Source organism: Ferrimonas aestuarii (genome assembly GCF_005116665.1).
Classification (GTDB): domain Bacteria; phylum Pseudomonadota; class Gammaproteobacteria; order Enterobacterales; family Shewanellaceae; genus Ferrimonas; species Ferrimonas aestuarii.
Genome location: NZ_SWCJ01000025.1, coordinates 1 through 15,303 on the forward strand (window position 1 = coordinate 1; position 15,303 = coordinate 15,303).

The 15,303-nt window shown below is 51.4% G+C and carries 12 protein-coding genes; 1 reads left to right on the top strand and 11 read right to left on the bottom strand.

Annotated features, from left to right (window positions below):
• Window positions 1-765: 765 nt before the first annotated feature.
• From FCL42_RS20060 to FCL42_RS20090, 7 genes are all read right to left on the bottom strand, one after another.
• Complete coding sequence (locus FCL42_RS20060) at window positions 766-1,755, bottom strand: hypothetical protein (protein WP_136865215.1); 990 nt, start codon at window positions 1,753-1,755, stop codon at window positions 766-768.
• Between the two features lie 122 nt (window positions 1,756-1,877).
• Complete coding sequence (locus tag FCL42_RS20065; RefSeq protein WP_136865216.1) at window positions 1,878-2,411, bottom strand: DUF4136 domain-containing protein; 534 nt, start codon at window positions 2,409-2,411, stop codon at window positions 1,878-1,880.
• A complete protein-coding gene (locus FCL42_RS20070) occupies window positions 2,408-2,752 on the bottom strand; it encodes a DUF3135 domain-containing protein (protein WP_136865217.1) in 345 nt (114 codons plus the stop codon). The genes FCL42_RS20065 and FCL42_RS20070 overlap by 4 nt, the downstream gene beginning before the upstream one ends.
• Before the next feature lie 145 nt (window positions 2,753-2,897).
• A complete protein-coding gene (locus FCL42_RS20075; protein WP_136865218.1) occupies window positions 2,898-4,151 on the bottom strand; it encodes an HD-GYP domain-containing protein in 1,254 nt (417 codons plus the stop codon).
• Between the two features lie 66 nt (window positions 4,152-4,217).
• Entirely contained in the window at window positions 4,218-4,619 is a 402-nt protein-coding gene (locus FCL42_RS20080) for a DUF2057 family protein (protein WP_136865219.1), read from the bottom strand.
• A gap of 91 nt (window positions 4,620-4,710) precedes the next feature.
• Window positions 4,711-6,075 carry an ATP-binding protein gene (locus FCL42_RS20085; protein ID WP_136865220.1) on the bottom strand — a complete coding sequence of 455 codons (1,365 nt, stop codon included), beginning with the start codon at window positions 6,073-6,075 and terminating at the stop codon, window positions 4,711-4,713.
• Window positions 6,075-6,749 carry a response regulator gene (locus FCL42_RS20090; protein ID WP_136865221.1) on the bottom strand — a complete coding sequence of 225 codons (675 nt, stop codon included), beginning with the start codon at window positions 6,747-6,749 and terminating at the stop codon, window positions 6,075-6,077. The genes FCL42_RS20085 and FCL42_RS20090 overlap by 1 nt, the downstream gene beginning before the upstream one ends.
• A 205-nt stretch (window positions 6,750-6,954) precedes the next feature.
• Here FCL42_RS20090 and FCL42_RS20095 point away from each other — a divergent pair, with 205 nt between their 5' ends.
• Window positions 6,955-7,245 (top strand): YebG family protein, encoded by a 291-nt coding sequence (locus FCL42_RS20095; RefSeq protein WP_136865222.1) that lies wholly within the window; start codon window positions 6,955-6,957, stop codon window positions 7,243-7,245.
• A gap of 111 nt (window positions 7,246-7,356) precedes the next feature.
• Here the strand turns inward: FCL42_RS20095 and FCL42_RS20100 are convergent, their stop codons facing one another.
• The 4 genes from FCL42_RS20100 to tamB all read right to left on the bottom strand — a co-directional run bounded on the left by FCL42_RS20100 (window position 7,357) and on the right by tamB (window position 15,303).
• Window positions 7,357-7,698: a hypothetical protein gene (locus tag FCL42_RS20100; RefSeq protein ID WP_136865223.1), complete on the bottom strand. Its 342-nt coding sequence runs from the start codon at window positions 7,696-7,698 to the stop codon at window positions 7,357-7,359.
• A gap of 127 nt (window positions 7,699-7,825) precedes the next feature.
• Window positions 7,826-8,971: a YibE/F family protein gene (locus FCL42_RS20105; protein ID WP_136865224.1), complete on the bottom strand. Its 1,146-nt coding sequence runs from the start codon at window positions 8,969-8,971 to the stop codon at window positions 7,826-7,828.
• A gap of 123 nt (window positions 8,972-9,094) precedes the next feature.
• Window positions 9,095-11,254, bottom strand: a complete 2,160-nt coding sequence (locus FCL42_RS20110) for a bifunctional metallophosphatase/5'-nucleotidase (RefSeq protein WP_136865225.1) — start codon at window positions 11,252-11,254, stop codon at window positions 9,095-9,097.
• Between the two features lie 311 nt (window positions 11,255-11,565).
• Window positions 11,566-15,303 (bottom strand): autotransporter assembly complex protein TamB, encoded by a 3,738-nt coding sequence (gene tamB, locus FCL42_RS20115; RefSeq protein WP_136865226.1) that lies wholly within the window; start codon window positions 15,301-15,303, stop codon window positions 11,566-11,568.

Here is a 15,303-nt window from a genome sequence, read left to right on the forward strand (position 1 = left end):
TACCTGTTCAACCACAGATAATTTAAAGGCCATTGGGTAATCACGCTGCGAGCGTCTGCGTCGCTTGGGCTCTACCTTTTCCATAATAGGTCTCCAATGTGTAAACCTATTTCAGGACGGGTCAGAAAGAAACAAAAAGCCCCGCACTATGGCGAGGCTTCTTTGAGGTGGTTATGCTCGGTTCGTGGGTTCGTTTTCCTGCCTACTGGCCGAGGCGGTTTTAGTATGCAGCACTAAAGCTGACCGCATACCCTGTTGCCGCAGGAATCGCCGAAGCCATCCCCCAATTTCCACCCATAGTAGCGACCTTCGGCACGTTCAGGTTGTAAGTGCTCTCCTGTGTTACAACGTCTTGCCCCAAGGCCATTACAACTTTCCCTAAGTTAGCAGAGCCTTCATTTTAGTCGCTCGCTGACTATTACTTTATGTGGCTGAAGGTGGTTCTGCTGAATGAATAGCTGCTTAAACATTAGCTAGTTATCTTAGAAGCATTGGTTATCGTTCTGTCATTTCTTTGTTTGGCGGTGTTTGTCCAGTAAGTGTCGGAAGATTGCATAAACAATGAAAATTGTCATTGATATTATTAGAGCGATGACACCTTGGAAATCTATAATTAGCACTGAAAGTCTCCACCGAATAATTATCGTGATGCTCAAACTATAGCAATTGCACAGTGGCGAGCGGTAGGTGACTTTTTCAGCATTTAATATATAACAAGTACTATAGGGGGCACTTTTGTTTTCGGAATTACAAGACTCAGAGGCTTCAGAATCGCCGCCCAACCCCAATAATCAGATGATCCCAGTTGAGGAAGCCATATTCTGCATACAGGCTCCACTGATTCTGTGAGCCAAAATCGTAGTTGATGCTAAATGCCAAGTTGTCGGTTTCCTCTTTGGCCAGGTCGATGTCGAATTTTACCTGCTCCATGATGGGTGCCAGCTGTGGCACGTCTGCGAAGCTGTAGCTGCCAGTCACTCGTTGATTGACCTTCTGGTGGTTATAGGCGAGGAACCAAGCCAATTTGTCTCCACCAACGTCAAAACGCTGCCCAATGCGCAGTGAGCCAATTTTGGTGCGTATGGTACTGTCTGTGGTGTCGGTATTGGCTTTAACCGTTGCGCCTACGGCCATCAGAATGAAAGGGTTAAGGGAATCGAAGGGCTGAACTTGACCAGCGAGCACGGTACCGATGCCATAGTTGGTGGCGGTATACTCAATGGGAATTGGCAGCACGATGCCATCAGGAACATTAATGGGCAGCCCTTCGACATTATCGAGTAAGGCTCTGATGTCTTTATTACCTTTGGTTTCACCAAATAGCAGATAGACGTTCCAGAAGGGCAGAATCCACGCGTCGATTTTAAGCTGATAGCTTTCGTCACTGCCGTCAATGCTGACGTCACTGGCAGGAATGAAGTATTGCTCAAACTCACCATCGGGTGCACACCCTCGTATGGTGCAGCCTCCTAGAAGACCACCGTCCACCTGAACAAAAAAGTCATTGTCGGCGACGTAACTGGCATCAATCTTGTTGTAAAAGAAAGTGACTCCAATGGGTAGGGGCAGCTGATGGCCTCGAGCTCGAGCTTGCTCACCAAGTAGCGGCAACCGACTCCAATGCTTAGGATCGGTTTGCTGAGCAACTACGGTGTTGATGTCATCGGCGAGAACGGGAGCCGCCCCGGTACTCGCAGCGGCGAAGAGGCTGCCAAGCAGGGTGCGAGACAGTGAAGAGGGAGATGACGTTGACAAAATTTGCCTCGAACTGGCTGATTAAATGAATAAATTGATGTCGCAACGTTAAGCGTAGGCGATCTCAGCGGTTCAGGGTAACAGGAGCAAACTGAACCCAAGCTGATTCGGATCGGAAGGGGTTAAGGGGCTTTGGTGATAGGCAGTTGCTGTAGCAGGGTTTGAACGGCTTGGTCCATTTGTTGCTGAAGCTCCTCAGGAGCTAGGCCGTCAATGGCGAAAAAGGTTTGTGCTTGCCAACGCTGGGCTCCGGAGTCAAATAGATCCAGCCTCAGGTACTGCGCCGTTACTTCATCACTTCCTACGGGAATGGAGACTCCCCCGCCAATACTTGAGTTGCTGCTGTAACTGCCGCCGCCAATGCCGATACTGAACTGGCTCTGTTTCGCCTGTTTTTGTTGCCACAGGCGCGCCACAAGCTCGATATCGCTTTCGGCTTGAGCTCGCCAGCCAATTGAAGCCAGGGTTGCTGTTAATGCGGTTTGAGCCCGTTTTGCCATGAGCGGGTGATTGTCGTGTTTTGGCTCCGGGATGCTTACGTACTCAATGGCGTCAAAGTCGTAGCTTTGGTCGAAATCCACTTGTGGCTTGGCGCCACAACCAAGCAGGAGCGCCACAGCGATAACGGCTGTGGCACCGAACTTGATTATCTTCATCGCTTAGCGCTTCTAACCTGAGGCAAACTCTCTGGTTGGCTTTGCTGTGATAGTGACACCACCTTCGCTCTGTTTAGCTGTTCAGGCCGATTGAGGTGAGTATCGAGCAATGACAGCTTCTCATGCATCATGTTGGATACTTCAATCATGGACTGATAGGGGTTGGAAGCTCGTTCAATGGTGCGGTCGATTCGATGTTGCAGGCTACGCAGTTGGTTTTGGTTACCGGAACTGGCGTTATTGATGGCGTCATTGATGGCTTGTTGCCGGATCCGCTCTAGCTGCTGTGGATCCTCTTTGGCCATCTGCATCATTTGATCGAAGTTTGGCAGTTCAGTCATGTTACCCCCAAGAGAAAGGTACACGTCCGCTGTTCCGCTTATCGATTCGTCCTGTATCGATGGGCTCAGGTGTGAGCCCTTTGAGGAGTAAGTGTTGACCTAGAATGCTGATTGCGCAAGAAATCAGCAATGGGGGCGTTGGTGATTAATTTTGTGAATCGTAGAAGTAGGTCATGCGATCCCGTGGGCTAAGGTAGCTCAGAGCCTCTGGCGACAGGTTACTGGCCAGCAGGCTGCGTTCAATTTTAATCTCTTTGCCATCGATGGCAACCGATGCGGCTTGCTGCCTTGGAACGCTGGGGTCGTAGACCAATACTTTGGGGGCCAAAAGGTTTCCTGAGTCCACTTCAGTCACCATGGCAAACTCTTTGGTCGATAGCTGCACAATGCTGCCTGGAGGGTACACCCCCATCATCTTAATGAACTGCTGAACATAGTGAGTGTTGAGCTTCTCTTTGAAGCTCTTATACATCAAGCCAAGCACAATACCGGGTGGGCGAGCCTGCTTGGGGTTATCTGGATGACATAGGGTGTCATACAGGTCGACCACGGCGATCAGCTGTGCCAGAGGTTCAATGGCGCTGCCTTTTAAGCCCCTAGGGTAACCGCTGCCATCGAGGTATTCATGGTGTTGACTGACCATGGCCGATACCGAGCGAGAGATTGACGGCTGAGCACGCAGCAGTTCGTAGCCCAAATTGGTGTGACGCTGTCGCTCTTTGCGTTCGGTTAATGTCGGCTGTTTTTTGCTGAACAGTGCCGCGGGCATCATCTGTTTGCCGCAGTCGTGGAGCATGGCACCAAGTCCAATCTCTTTGATCTGTTCCTCGGTCATGCCCACTTGCCGAGCTAACATCATCGCCAATACGGTAACGTTGAGTTGGTGATAGCTGGGATCGCCGGAAGTGACGTCGTCATTGACCAAGTGCAGGGATACCTGGCTGCCCTTGAGTAAGCTGGCGGTCATCTGATCGACCAGTGCTTTTGAGGCTTGAATCGCTTCTTTGGTGCGTGAGGGAAGTTTGTTGTTGACGGTGCGCAGTTGGCTAATTGAGTCGGCGTATTCCCGTTCGTGTTTCTTGAACGATTTTCTAAACTCTTTGAGCTCTTGAATGCCGGCCTGCTTTTCCTGTTCTAACTTTGCTGTCAGCTTGGTCAATTCATCCTGTGAGTCGGCGAGGTTAGGCACTGCTGGGGTACTGAGAATCCCTTGGGTGCTGCGTTGGGTATCCACAAGCACATGGGGCAGACGCAGTCGTTTTAGCAGGGCGATCTGTTCCTGTTTTTTAATCAGGAAGCTGTTGAACATGAAGGGATGGTCTCGCCATGAAATTGGCAGCTTGATGTAGTTACCAACTTGCAGTTGTTCTACCTTAACTTTTTGAACTCGGTTACTCACGCTTCAAATAAAATGCTAACAAGTGTTTAATCTTGTTAGCATTTTATTCTTGGGGGTCCGACCTGTCTAGAACTGATTTTCTGTATCCCACGGGGTGCGAAGGTTATGGGGCACAGGGGCTTGGTTGGCATCGGTCAATTCAAAGCTGGGCGTTCTTGCTAGATCGTCCCCATGTTGTTCGTTATGAGGATCTGGGGCATCCAGAAAGTAGCGGCTATTGCCATCGCTGGTAAATTGCAAATGGTGCGCATCCGAACGATAGAAGCAGTGACTGTCGGAGTCATGCTCTAGTAAGGCATCGTAGCGAACCATGATGGTGTGTTGGCCCTTGGGCAGGTTTAGGCTGTCTTGGTAGCTGGCGACGGGGTCGCCGTTGATGGCAAGTACTCGCACATTATCCCCAAGGTGAAGAACTTGGGCTGAAGCAGGAATGGTGAACAGTAACGCTAAGGTAGCTAAAGTTTTCATCGTATCGCTCCATAATGGGTTCTCCTATAGAGACCGGATTAAGTGCGGTTACTGTTCAGCCATGGCGAGTGGTTTGCAGAATTGTTTTATATCACGCTGATTTAAAACTGATTTTAATTTTGGCGCCCTCAAGCTCTGAGTCGGTGATTTCAATGTCGCCCTGATAGCTGGAGACGATATCATTCACCACTGCTAGGCCAATACCTTGGCCAGGATTACGCCGATCTGCCCGCACACCGCGCTGTAACACCGCTTGGCGAAGCTCTGGCTCAATGCCCGGACCGTCGTCTTCAACAATTAAGGTGAGGCCATCGTGCTCATTTAGGCTGGCATGAACCACCACGGTACTGATGGCAAATCGATAGGCGTTCTCCAGCAAATTGCCTAGCATCTCCATCAGGTCGTCACGGTTTCCTGGAAACATCACCTCTTCGGGAATATTAAGCTGCGCGTTTATTCGCTTCTCCATGTAGACCTTGCTCAGCATGGTGGTGAGCTTGTCCGTTACTTCATGAATAGGGGTGTGCTCACGAGTTAATCCTTGACGGCCAACCATGGCGCGGCGCAGTTGATATTGAATGATCTGATCCATCTGGTTCAGTTGCGCCAGCATCTGTTGGTTACGCTCTTTTTGCTCTATGCCTGGTTCATCCATGATGGCATTGGTGGCTGCCAGTCGGGTTTTGAGGCTGTGTGCTAAGTCTTTCATGGCGTCCTGATAGGTTTGCCGCTGGTGCTTCTCTTTGCTTAGCAGTTCGTTGAGGGCTGAGGCTACGTTGGACAGCTCCACCGGGTAATCTTCGGAGACTTTGCTGGACTTGCCTTTGATGATGTTGCGCACTTCATCAGAGAGCTGTCTTAACGGCCTCAGCCCCCAAAAGCTTGCACCAACGAGCAGCAGCCCTGACAGGGGAATAAACAGCCCGACACGGACGTAGGTTTGACGATAACTGGTGGCCAATTGCTGCTGTACATCCTCAGCGTCGCTCAGCACCAAAATCTCGAACTCTTGCTGATTGATGGTAAGGGGAACCACCACTACGGAGTAACTCTTGCCATCCGCCAGAGACACCACATCGGGGCCGTTATTTTGTTGGCCGAGCTGACGCACACGTTCGCAACTGTCCTGCAGGCCGAGTCGTTTTGCAGCCTCCGAAGAGGAGTAGTGGTCACGCAAGTTATTGGTGCAGGTGATCAGCAGGTAGCCGGATTCATCCTGAACGGGAACTGGTGTGTCGGTCAAAATATGCTGGGGCAGCATGCCTTCCAAGCGCAATTCGGCAGCGATGCTTGGCAAGCGAGCGAGAAGATCATTGGTTTGAGTGACGTGCAGATCTTTGGCTTTTTGCTGGTTGAGGGCCTCTGCCAGTGCCAATGAGGTCAGGGTGATGATCACCAGTGAGGTGAGCATCAATCGTCGCTGCAATCTAGGGCGTTGCCTTAGGAGTCTTTTCATTAACCACACACCAGATTAAATCGATAACCTTGCCCACGAATGGTGACGATGGGGTTGTCTAGCCCGCCTTGGCTGAGCTTTTTTCTTAACCTAGAGATCATCACCTCAACGGTATTGGGGTCGCCTTCGCGGTCTTGATAGAGGATGTCTAACAGACGTTGTTTGGAGATGACCTGCTGATGATGTCGCATCAGGTACTCCAAAATTTGGTATTCGAATGCGGTCAGTTCCAGAGTTTCTTCGCCTAGGGTGGCAGACTTAGCGCCCATGTCCAGCTTAAGGTGCTCGCATTCGATAATGGGCTTAACAAAGCCGGCACTGCGGCGAACCAGCGCGTTGAGCCTGGCGACTAACTCTTCAATTTGAAAGGGTTTTATTAGGTAATCATCGGCGCCGGCATTGAGTCCTTCCACTTTGTCTTGCCAATGATCGCGCGCCGTGAGGATCAGAATTGGTTTACGAAAGCCGTTTTCTCTGAGCTGACGAATCAGGTCAATGCCATCTTGATCCGGCAGTCCAAGGTCCACCACCGCAATGTCGATGGGGTAGTTTTGAGCCAAATACTGCCCTTCACTGGCGGTTTCTGAGTCGAGCACCTGATTGCCCATCTCGGTCAGGCGCACGTTTAAGTGATGGCGCAGCAGCGCATCGTCTTCAATAACCAGTATTTTCATCATTTCCCCAAAGCACGGTTGGCCAATGTGGAGAGTAGCATAATCGACCCCTCCTGAATCCTGCCTGAATCGATTTTTACCGCGGGGTTACTCTATTGGACTCGAGACAAATATGATGTGCATCAATCACTCGCGCAAAACAACTGTATTTATATACATGGTTTGTTATGCTGTACATAAGTTCAACAAACTCTAGGGAGCCGAAATGGCAGTTATTGTTAAGTACGTGGTCGAACGAAATGGAGAAGAGAAGATGACCTTTGCCAGCAAATCCGAAGCCGACGCCTATGACAAAATGCTGGATGTCGCAGACGAGCTTGAGGTGATGCTAAAAGGCAGTGGGTTGTTGGAGAACGATGACAATCGCGAAGCGGTAGCCATGTTCCTAGCAGAGAACAAAGATGACTTACTGCAAGCACTGAAAGGCAAAAAGAAAGCCCCGGTGGTAAAACCTGCGCCTAAGGCAGCCGCGAAGAAAAGTGTGAAGGCCGCATAGAAAAAAACCGGCTCTGTGAGCCGGCTTGCAAAATCTATTGCAGGAAAATAATGATGATACTCGTTAACGAGTGTGCGCATTGTATCATGCTGAGCTAAGGTGAGAAACCTGTCACAGGGTTTTGTGTGCAAATTGACAGGTTTTCATCGGCCTAATTAGCCATGCAACCAATAAGTTAAAGCAGATCATGGTGCTCATGATGGCAATCATGCGCAGATATGGCTGTTCCTGAGCGAGCCGTTGTTGGGCGATCTCCCAGGTGGTAGGTATCCAGATTATCAGCGCTCCTAACACCAAGCCTAATTGAAGTGCTTGGGTTAACCTGCGCTCTTTAAGCAGCAGTAAAATCGGCAACAGTGCGGTGCCCGCCGCTGCAAGCAGGTTACCGTCTCTTAGGAAGTGAGCACCTAGCACGATGTAGGCAAGGAAGGCTAATACAACACGCCACCACATAGTCTGGATTCCTCGAAATTTTTGGAGCGATTATTTTTAACCAGTTCATCGTTTGGGACTGAGAGCTGCCTCAATCTAAAACCGGTAAAATTTACTACTTTGGAGATATATTGGCAGCGGTAATGGGCTAGCTAGCTTGGTGCTCTAAAACCGTTTGGGGGTCTGGCTTAATTACGTAGTGTGCCAGCCAAGCGGTCAGCGGGATGGTCAACACAATGCCGACGCTGCCAGCAAGTGCGTGGACAATGCTGACGGCGATGACCGGCATATTCATAAATTGCGCCGCGGGCATATCGAAGCCCCACACCATCATGATGGTGGTTAATGAGCTACCGGCAAAGGCCAGAATCAGGGTGTTGGTCATGGTGCCCATGATGTCGCGACCAATATTCATGCTGGCGATCATTAGCTGTTTGGGCGACAGTTTAGGATCGGTAATCTGCAGTTCGTTGTACGCTGAGGCGATGGAGATGGCCACGTCCATCACAGCCCCTAGGGCCGATACCATAATGGCAACAAACAGCAACCAGCGGATGGGAATTGGCTGCTCCGCCAAATAGATCACATCCTCCCCTTTATCTAAGTAGATTCCCGATAAGTGCGCCATCTCCCCAAAGGCTTGAGCCATGATGCCGGCGGCGACTACCCCAAGTAGGGTTCCCCCCATGGCACAGATGCTCTTGCGGTTGTAGCCGGATACCAAGATGAAATTCACCACAATTTTAATGCCCATCAATACAATGGTGACCAGCACGGGATTCCAGCCCGCGAAGATTGAGGGTATCAATACGCCGATGATCAGTGCAGCGGTGAAGTAGAGAGATACCACAGAGTTGAGGCCCTCTTTCTTACCGAAGGAGAGCAGCAGCACCATAAAGGCTGCACACATCCAGTAGATCGCCGTTGAGCGTTTGTGATTGTAGGCCCAGTAAACCGTTCCCGATGGCGTATCGCGGATCATCATGATGAAGGTGTCGCCTTGATGAACGTAAACGTTGTGCTGGCGGCTTAAGGGGTTATCCACTTTTACCCGTTTCCCCGCTTCATTGCCCTCAAGAATTTCAGCGGTGAAGACCTGTTTGCCGGTCATAATCGAGGGAACTCGGGCGTCCGGTTGGATGTGGTTAGCGATCACCTCTACCACTTTCGCTTCGACAAACTCCTGTTTTAGAGTTTGTCCTGGACGAAAGTCGTCCCCCCACTTCGGAGAGAAGATGAAAATGAGGGTGGAGAGTAGGGCGATGAAGACCGCAAAACCGTAATCGCGAATCATAATGTTCTCTTTAAACACAGGGCTCAGCCATATTCACATGGGGTAAAATTGCCATGTGAATATGGCTCAGACCTAGGCCAAAAAAAGGCACAGCGAACAGCTGTGCCTTGAGCGTTTAATGTCTTAGTGAGCAGGGCTACAGCCCTGGTACTTCTCTAAATCGGAGGCCGCGCTGGCGTTCGGGTTAGTGAAGTAGGTGGTTGCATCATTCACGTTTACTGAGGTGACGATGGCTGGGTATTTTGGATTATCTTCGTCAATCTTGACGCAGACTTCCATGTTACGCAGCTTGTTCCACAGCGCTTCACCAGCACCGCCGTCATTACGCAGCTGAGTGATGGCACCGTCAGCTGCGTACTGAACGAACTCCCAGTTCGGGTTGGTGAAGTCCGCTGCAGCAACGCCAGCATTTTCGCCTACGTACTCGGTCAACATGTCACGAATGGCATAGGTCTGTTCGTTGACAGAATCGTAGTAAACGTCTGCATCAACGCCCCAACCATACTTCTTGATCTGAGAGCCCCAACGGTAGCTGTTCAGAGCCACTTTGTAGGTTGCATTTAGATCAAAGGCTTCGCCGTTGATTTCGGTGATGGTGATGCGCTCACCTTCGTTGGTTACCTTGTAGTCAGCATCCATCTCCAGTGCTGGCTTGGACAGATCAACGGTGTACTTAAAGTTGCCGTCGAACTGATCGTACAGGTAGGCCGGAGACCCTTTCTTGAAGGAGACGGTCAGATCGCCCGCTTTGTATTCATTGAAGTAGGTGTAAGACCACTCCATGAAGCGCTTGAGGTTCTTACCAGACATGTTAACGCCCAACAGGGTGTTGTCGTACTTGTAAAGGCTGGTAGAGGTGCCTTTGGTGTAAGACTGGCCGTCAGTCAGGTTGGAGGCATCGGAGAATAGGGAAGCCGCAGACACGGTAGCGCCACTTTTCTCGATTTGAACCTGGTTTATGAAATCCATCAGCGGCGTATCGATGACCTTAGCGGTATGGATGGTGGAGTACAGGCGACCCGCATCCTGATTGTAGTTTTGCGCAACGGCTTCATCGGCACCGCCACTGCCATCGAAGGATGGGGTGAAGTTACCGTTTACGGTGCCCAGTGGGGTACGCGCATCCGCTTTGGAAGTGTCGTCAACGTACTGGAACTCAGCAGAGAGATCCGCGTCTTGAGTTACTTCTTTGGTGGACAGGTTGGACAAGGTGGTGTCCACCATGGTCCATTTACCGTCAACTTTCTTCAGCTCAATTTCTGCCAGCGCTAGGTTCGAGCCCCACTTACCAGGCTCCATGATCTTAACGTTGTTGGCTCGAGCCGCTTCGTCGTATACACCAGAAAGGGTTTTATCTTCTACGGTGTTACCGCCACCGACGGAGATATCAGTGGAGGTGTCACTGCCTTTCTCAACGTTTTCAATGTAGGTGGCGTGTTCGTGACCCGCTAGGATGACATCGAACTTGTCTGCCATGGCGGATGCGATGTTGTATACACCGGCGCCAGCTTCGCCGCTACGGCCCAAATGCAGGGCACCTACGATGACGTCTGGCTGGAACTTCTCAATCAGCTCATCAACGGCCGCTTGAGTGGCGGCGAGCTCTTCCTCAAACTTCAGACCTTTGAAGTGGCTAGGTGCTGACGCTTCCCAGTTAGGCACGTTTGATGGGGTTAAACCAACAATGGCCACTTTGGCACCATCCACTTCAAATACCTGATAACCACGAATGTAGTTAACGTCGTTGCTCTCCCACTTAATGTTGGAGGACAGCACGGCACCGTTGAAGTGGTCAAGGTTACGATCGATAAAGGAGCGTTCGAAGTTGAATTCGTGGTTACCTGGAATCCAAGCATCAAAGCCCATGGAGTTGAGGCTTAATACCACAGGGTGGGTTGGATCGTCGTTGAACAGCTGGGCGGAGTTACCTTGAACCGTATCACCGATATCAACCAAGATGATGTTTGGGTTTTTGGTGCGCTCTTGTTTCAGCAGAGTTTCGATGCGGGTTAAGCCAGCGTCTTTGTCCTCAGAGTCCAGCGCGTAATCATAACCAAAGATACGGCCATGAAGGTCGGAGGTGGCACCCACGGTGATGGTTAGCTCATCCACCTCGTTGGCACTCTTAACGACGATGTCGTTGGTGTTGGTCAGTGTCTTACCTTCCATCACGACTGGGCTGTAGTCCGATGGAACATCAACATAGACGGTGTCATCATCTGAACATCCGCTTAATGCGGCAATAATTGACAGACACAGCAAACTGCGTTTTGTAATTTTCACAGGCGTTCCTATTTTCATCAGTTAGAAATTACGTGGCGTATTTATTATTTTGTGGCCACGGATAAATCCTATGCCTGTAAATAATTCACTTCACTATTGGCTTGTAATTGCTGTGACTCAGATCTTCAAAAAACGTGATTCATTTTCAAAAGATTAACAACCCGGTTTGAAAGCTGTTCAATCGTGAAGCCTAGCTACCATCTTAGTTAACATCCTAATTAGGCTAAGCCGTAGGGCGGGGAGCGCGCCGTGGAAACTGAATGATAATTCCAAATGTAATTTAATTACATTATCCGGCGCTTATTGGTCGATTATTCGAGGTCGAAGCTGTAATAAATATCCAGAGTATCTCGCAAGGTGCTATTTACACCTTCCAACCAAAGTCGGCTCTGTAAATAATATCTGATGGTGATCTCAGTATTGGGCTCATATATTCCAAATCCATATTTTAAGAATATTTTTTCACCCAAATAGCCGCTAATTGCGACCTGTTGATCATCTCCATCTCCCTCCGGTGCCACGTTGACATTATTAAAGCCCAGCCCCTCTCCAATGGTATTAATGATGCCGCCGGTTTGGGCTAGCCCCAGATTGAGGGCGGCCATGGTAAGCATGCTGTTGTTGTCACCGGTGCCTAGGCCTCGGCCTTGGGTGATGTAGGAGAGGATCTCCTGTTGCTCCATGGCAGGGTTGGAAAATAGGGTCAGCTGAGGCTCTGTAGCAAGCCCTGACACTCGTACGCCCGCGATGACGTTTTCGGATTTGATCTCTCGAATCGCTTCTATATCCAATGTGGGTAGGGTTGCAGGGCCCGTAAAGCCAACCCGACCTCGGCGGATGGTTAGGTTTTGGCCGAAGGCGGAGAAGCTGCCGTCATTGAGATTGATGTCACCGAATATTTGCGGTACCTGAGTTGGCTTCTGAGTTAATGACAGTTCGCCCCCAAGGCGGCCGTCAACGCCGTTGCCAGATACCAGCACATCGTCTCCCAATGCCAAAGTGAGATCCAAGGTGATCGGCGGTGGTGGTGCTTGCTCCTGTTGAGGGCGGTCGTCGATAAATTGCACATCATCACTCACGGCTACGCCGCCATCGGGCAGTTGAGCTAAGGTGATGCTAGCTTTGGGGATATCAACCCGTCCAGCCACTTTGATGCCGTCATCGTCTTTGGTGAGATGGAGGTCGGGAGAGACTTCGGCAATCACCAGAGGCGGTGCGAACACATCGAGGCGTTCGCCGACAATGGTAAAGTCTAAGGCCAGTTGCGGTTGGCTCCAGTCGAGCCAGCCACCGATCTCGGATTCACCGCCTCCCACTTGCGCATGACTTTCCAGCTCTAGGCGTTGGCCCTGGAAGTTGAGGTCGAAGCTGAGATCGTCTAGGCGCGTTGGGTTGGTGAGAAGCGCCAGATTCGCGTCACTTAAGCTGGTATCGCCGTAGACCAAAGGCACATTAAGATCGCCATCAAACTGCAAATTGGCGTTGATGATGCCGTTGAGTGCTTCCAGTTCCGGAATGGCCTTGGTAAAAGGGGCCAGATCCAGTCGATTGAGAGCCAGTTCGCCAGCGAGAGAGTAGGGCGATTCTGGGCCAAGTAGGAAGTTTGCTCGAATGAGCGGGTGATCGTTATCCAGTTCAAGCCCCACTTCAAAGCCGCTTTTGCCCATGTTGCCTATCAGATCCATCCGCTGCCACGGCAATACCATCGCTTGATCTTGGCGTTGACCAAAATAGCGAATTTCACCGGAGTCACTGTGGAACTGGCTCTGAATTTTTGGCAATTGGCCGAGGGTCCAGCTGGCATCGATGTTGGCGGATACCTGCCCTGAGATGCCGATGTCCTCAGGCAGTATCTTGGCTAACGAGTCCTCCAACTGGGCGTCTAAGCTTAAGCGGGCTGCACCACTGGTGCCTAAGTTAGCTGGGATCGGCAAACACAGGCTGGCTCCAGGACCCTGCCAGCAGTGCTGTTGCATTACAAATGCCTGTCCGGCAAAACTGAAGGTCAGAGGCGCATTCTGCTGTTGCTCCCAGGCTCCCAAGGGCGTTTGAATGACGCCATCGGTGAGCTCCCCTTGCCACCAAGCGAACTGTTCGGATAGGCGGCCATTGAAGTGAACTTCGCCGCCCCAAGGCGTGTCGTCGTCGCCGTCGGTGGCGATAAAAATGCGCTGGCTGCTAAGGTCGCCGCTGGCATTCAGGCTCAGATTGGTAAAGCCGAAGCTATCCACTTGCCAAGGTTGGCCGTCGACGCTCAGTTCAAATTCATGGTGATTCAGTGGCCGATAGCGCCCGCTTATCTTGGCTGAAGACAACGAAACCGGTTGCCAAGCGACATCGGCAACCTCCAGATCAAATTGCACTTCTGGCTGTTCGGTGTCGCCGCGCACCTTGATGTCGCCACTGAGATTCCCCTTAAGGTCGGGAAGCCATTGGCTGGCGTCCTCTACTTGAATGTGGCTATTGACTGACCAGTCAGGGCTTGCGGCTCCCGTCAGGGTCACTGTGCTGCCACGACTGCTTAGGACAAACTGCTCGCCCCACACTTGCCACCGGTGATTGACGCCCAGTTTGCCTTGTAAGGTAAAGGGTTGCTGCTCGAAACTGCCCACAACCTTGGCGTTACTGATCTCCCCATGCCAGTCGTCTGCTTGCCAATGCCCCTGAGTGGCCAGTTGACCGCTTAGGCTTAAGGGCAGGTCGGGAAGCAGGGCTGACAGATTAAGATCTTGGCTGGTGAGCTGAGCCTGCCAAGTTAGGGCATCGCCGTAGTTGAGGCTGCCGGTTACGGCGGCATTACCATGGTCGCTTTGAAGCTGCGCCTGAGTCAGTTGCAGTTGTCCGTCACCATGGCTGCCTTGGGTGGTTAGGTGGAAGCTTGGGTAATCCAGTGCGCTGATTTGGACTTCACCGTTAAAACTTTGCTGCTCTAGGCTGCCTTGGCTTTGAATATCCAGCTCACTGAATCGATATTCTGGGGTGTCGCCAAACGGCCAACCGAGGTGTTCACCGCGGATGGATACGGAGTAGGGCAGGCGTTGGTCTTTGAGGGTGATGCCACCTTCGACCACTGCCTGCTGTTGACCACTGAGCTCAAGATTAAATGCCAGATCCAACAAGCTTTGGCTGACGCTTCCCGAGAGTTTTTGCCCTTTGAGGCCAGGTGTCCAAGGAAGGTCAACTACTTCGCCAGTTAGCGTTGCCGATAGGGGCCAATCTCCTTGGAAGTCCAATTGACCGGAGAGACTCAGCGAGGCCCAGTTGTGGTCCACCTCGATCTGCTCGACTTTCAGCAAACTGTCGCGCCAGTTTGCTCTGGCCTGCAGTGAAGCGACCCGCTGAGCTAGCGTTCCCGTTGTGATTAGGGCGCGCCGCAGGGCAATATTGGGCGCGTTGATGGCGAACGGCAGAGACACCTTGGGCATGGTGGCCATGGCCCAGTCTGACGTTTGGGGAGCGGCGCTGCTCGGCTCAGCCTCGGTGTCTTGTTCATCGCTTGCGGGGATATAAACCGCAATCTGTTCGCCAATGAGGCTACCGAGGGTCAGGGTATCGCCTTTGAATTGAGCGGAGAGAGAGCTTTGTCCTAGGGCGTAGTGCATCTGGTTGACGCGTACGCGCACGCGACTGAGTTCAATATGTTTGGCTCTAATTTGCCAAGGGAGTGTGAATGGCTCCGATGGCGTCGAGCCGCTTTGTGGTTCTGTGGATTCCTCTGAGCCAGTAGAAAGTTGTTCGGTGTCGAGCTCAAACACCACGCCGCTTAGCTGCAAGCGTTCGACGCAGACTGCCTTGGAAAAGAGGCAGCTTGGGCGCCAATCAAGACTCAACCATTCCAGCTCAATGTTGATGCCGGCGATGCCCTGATAGTGGATCTGCTGCAGCAGCAAGTTGCGGTTTAGGCGACCTTGGGCGTCTTGGATTGAGAGCCCGGGCACGAGATTGGCGGCTCCGACCACCAGCTGAGTCCCCACCGGAGTACCAACGACTAAGGCGATTAGCATCAGCAGCGCCAGAAATATTAGGCCGATTCTTTTTATCATTTTCAT

What these genes read in the sequence shown, in the direction of transcription:
- FCL42_RS20090 (WP_136865221.1), bottom strand. Translation starts at nt 6,749, where the DNA reads ATGAAAATACTGGTTATTGAAGACGATGCGCTGCTGCGCCATCACTTA.
- FCL42_RS20100 (WP_136865223.1), bottom strand. Translation starts at nt 7,698, where the DNA reads ATGTGGTGGCGTGTTGTATTAGCCTTCCTTGCCTACATCGTGCTAGGT.
- FCL42_RS20070 (WP_136865217.1), bottom strand. Translation starts at nt 2,752, where the DNA reads ATGACTGAACTGCCAAACTTCGATCAAATGATGCAGATGGCCAAAGAG.
- FCL42_RS20085 (WP_136865220.1), bottom strand. Translation starts at nt 6,075, where the DNA reads ATGAAAAGACTCCTAAGGCAACGCCCTAGATTGCAGCGACGATTGATG.
- FCL42_RS20105 (WP_136865224.1), bottom strand. Translation starts at nt 8,971, where the DNA reads ATGATTCGCGATTACGGTTTTGCGGTCTTCATCGCCCTACTCTCCACC.
- FCL42_RS20080 (WP_136865219.1), bottom strand. Translation starts at nt 4,619, where the DNA reads ATGAAAACTTTAGCTACCTTAGCGTTACTGTTCACCATTCCTGCTTCA.
- FCL42_RS20095 (WP_136865222.1), top strand. Translation starts at nt 6,955, where the DNA reads ATGGCAGTTATTGTTAAGTACGTGGTCGAACGAAATGGAGAAGAGAAG.
- FCL42_RS20065 (WP_136865216.1), bottom strand. Translation starts at nt 2,411, where the DNA reads ATGAAGATAATCAAGTTCGGTGCCACAGCCGTTATCGCTGTGGCGCTC.
- tamB (WP_136865226.1), bottom strand. Translation starts at nt 15,303, where the DNA reads ATGAAAATGATAAAAAGAATCGGCCTAATATTTCTGGCGCTGCTGATG.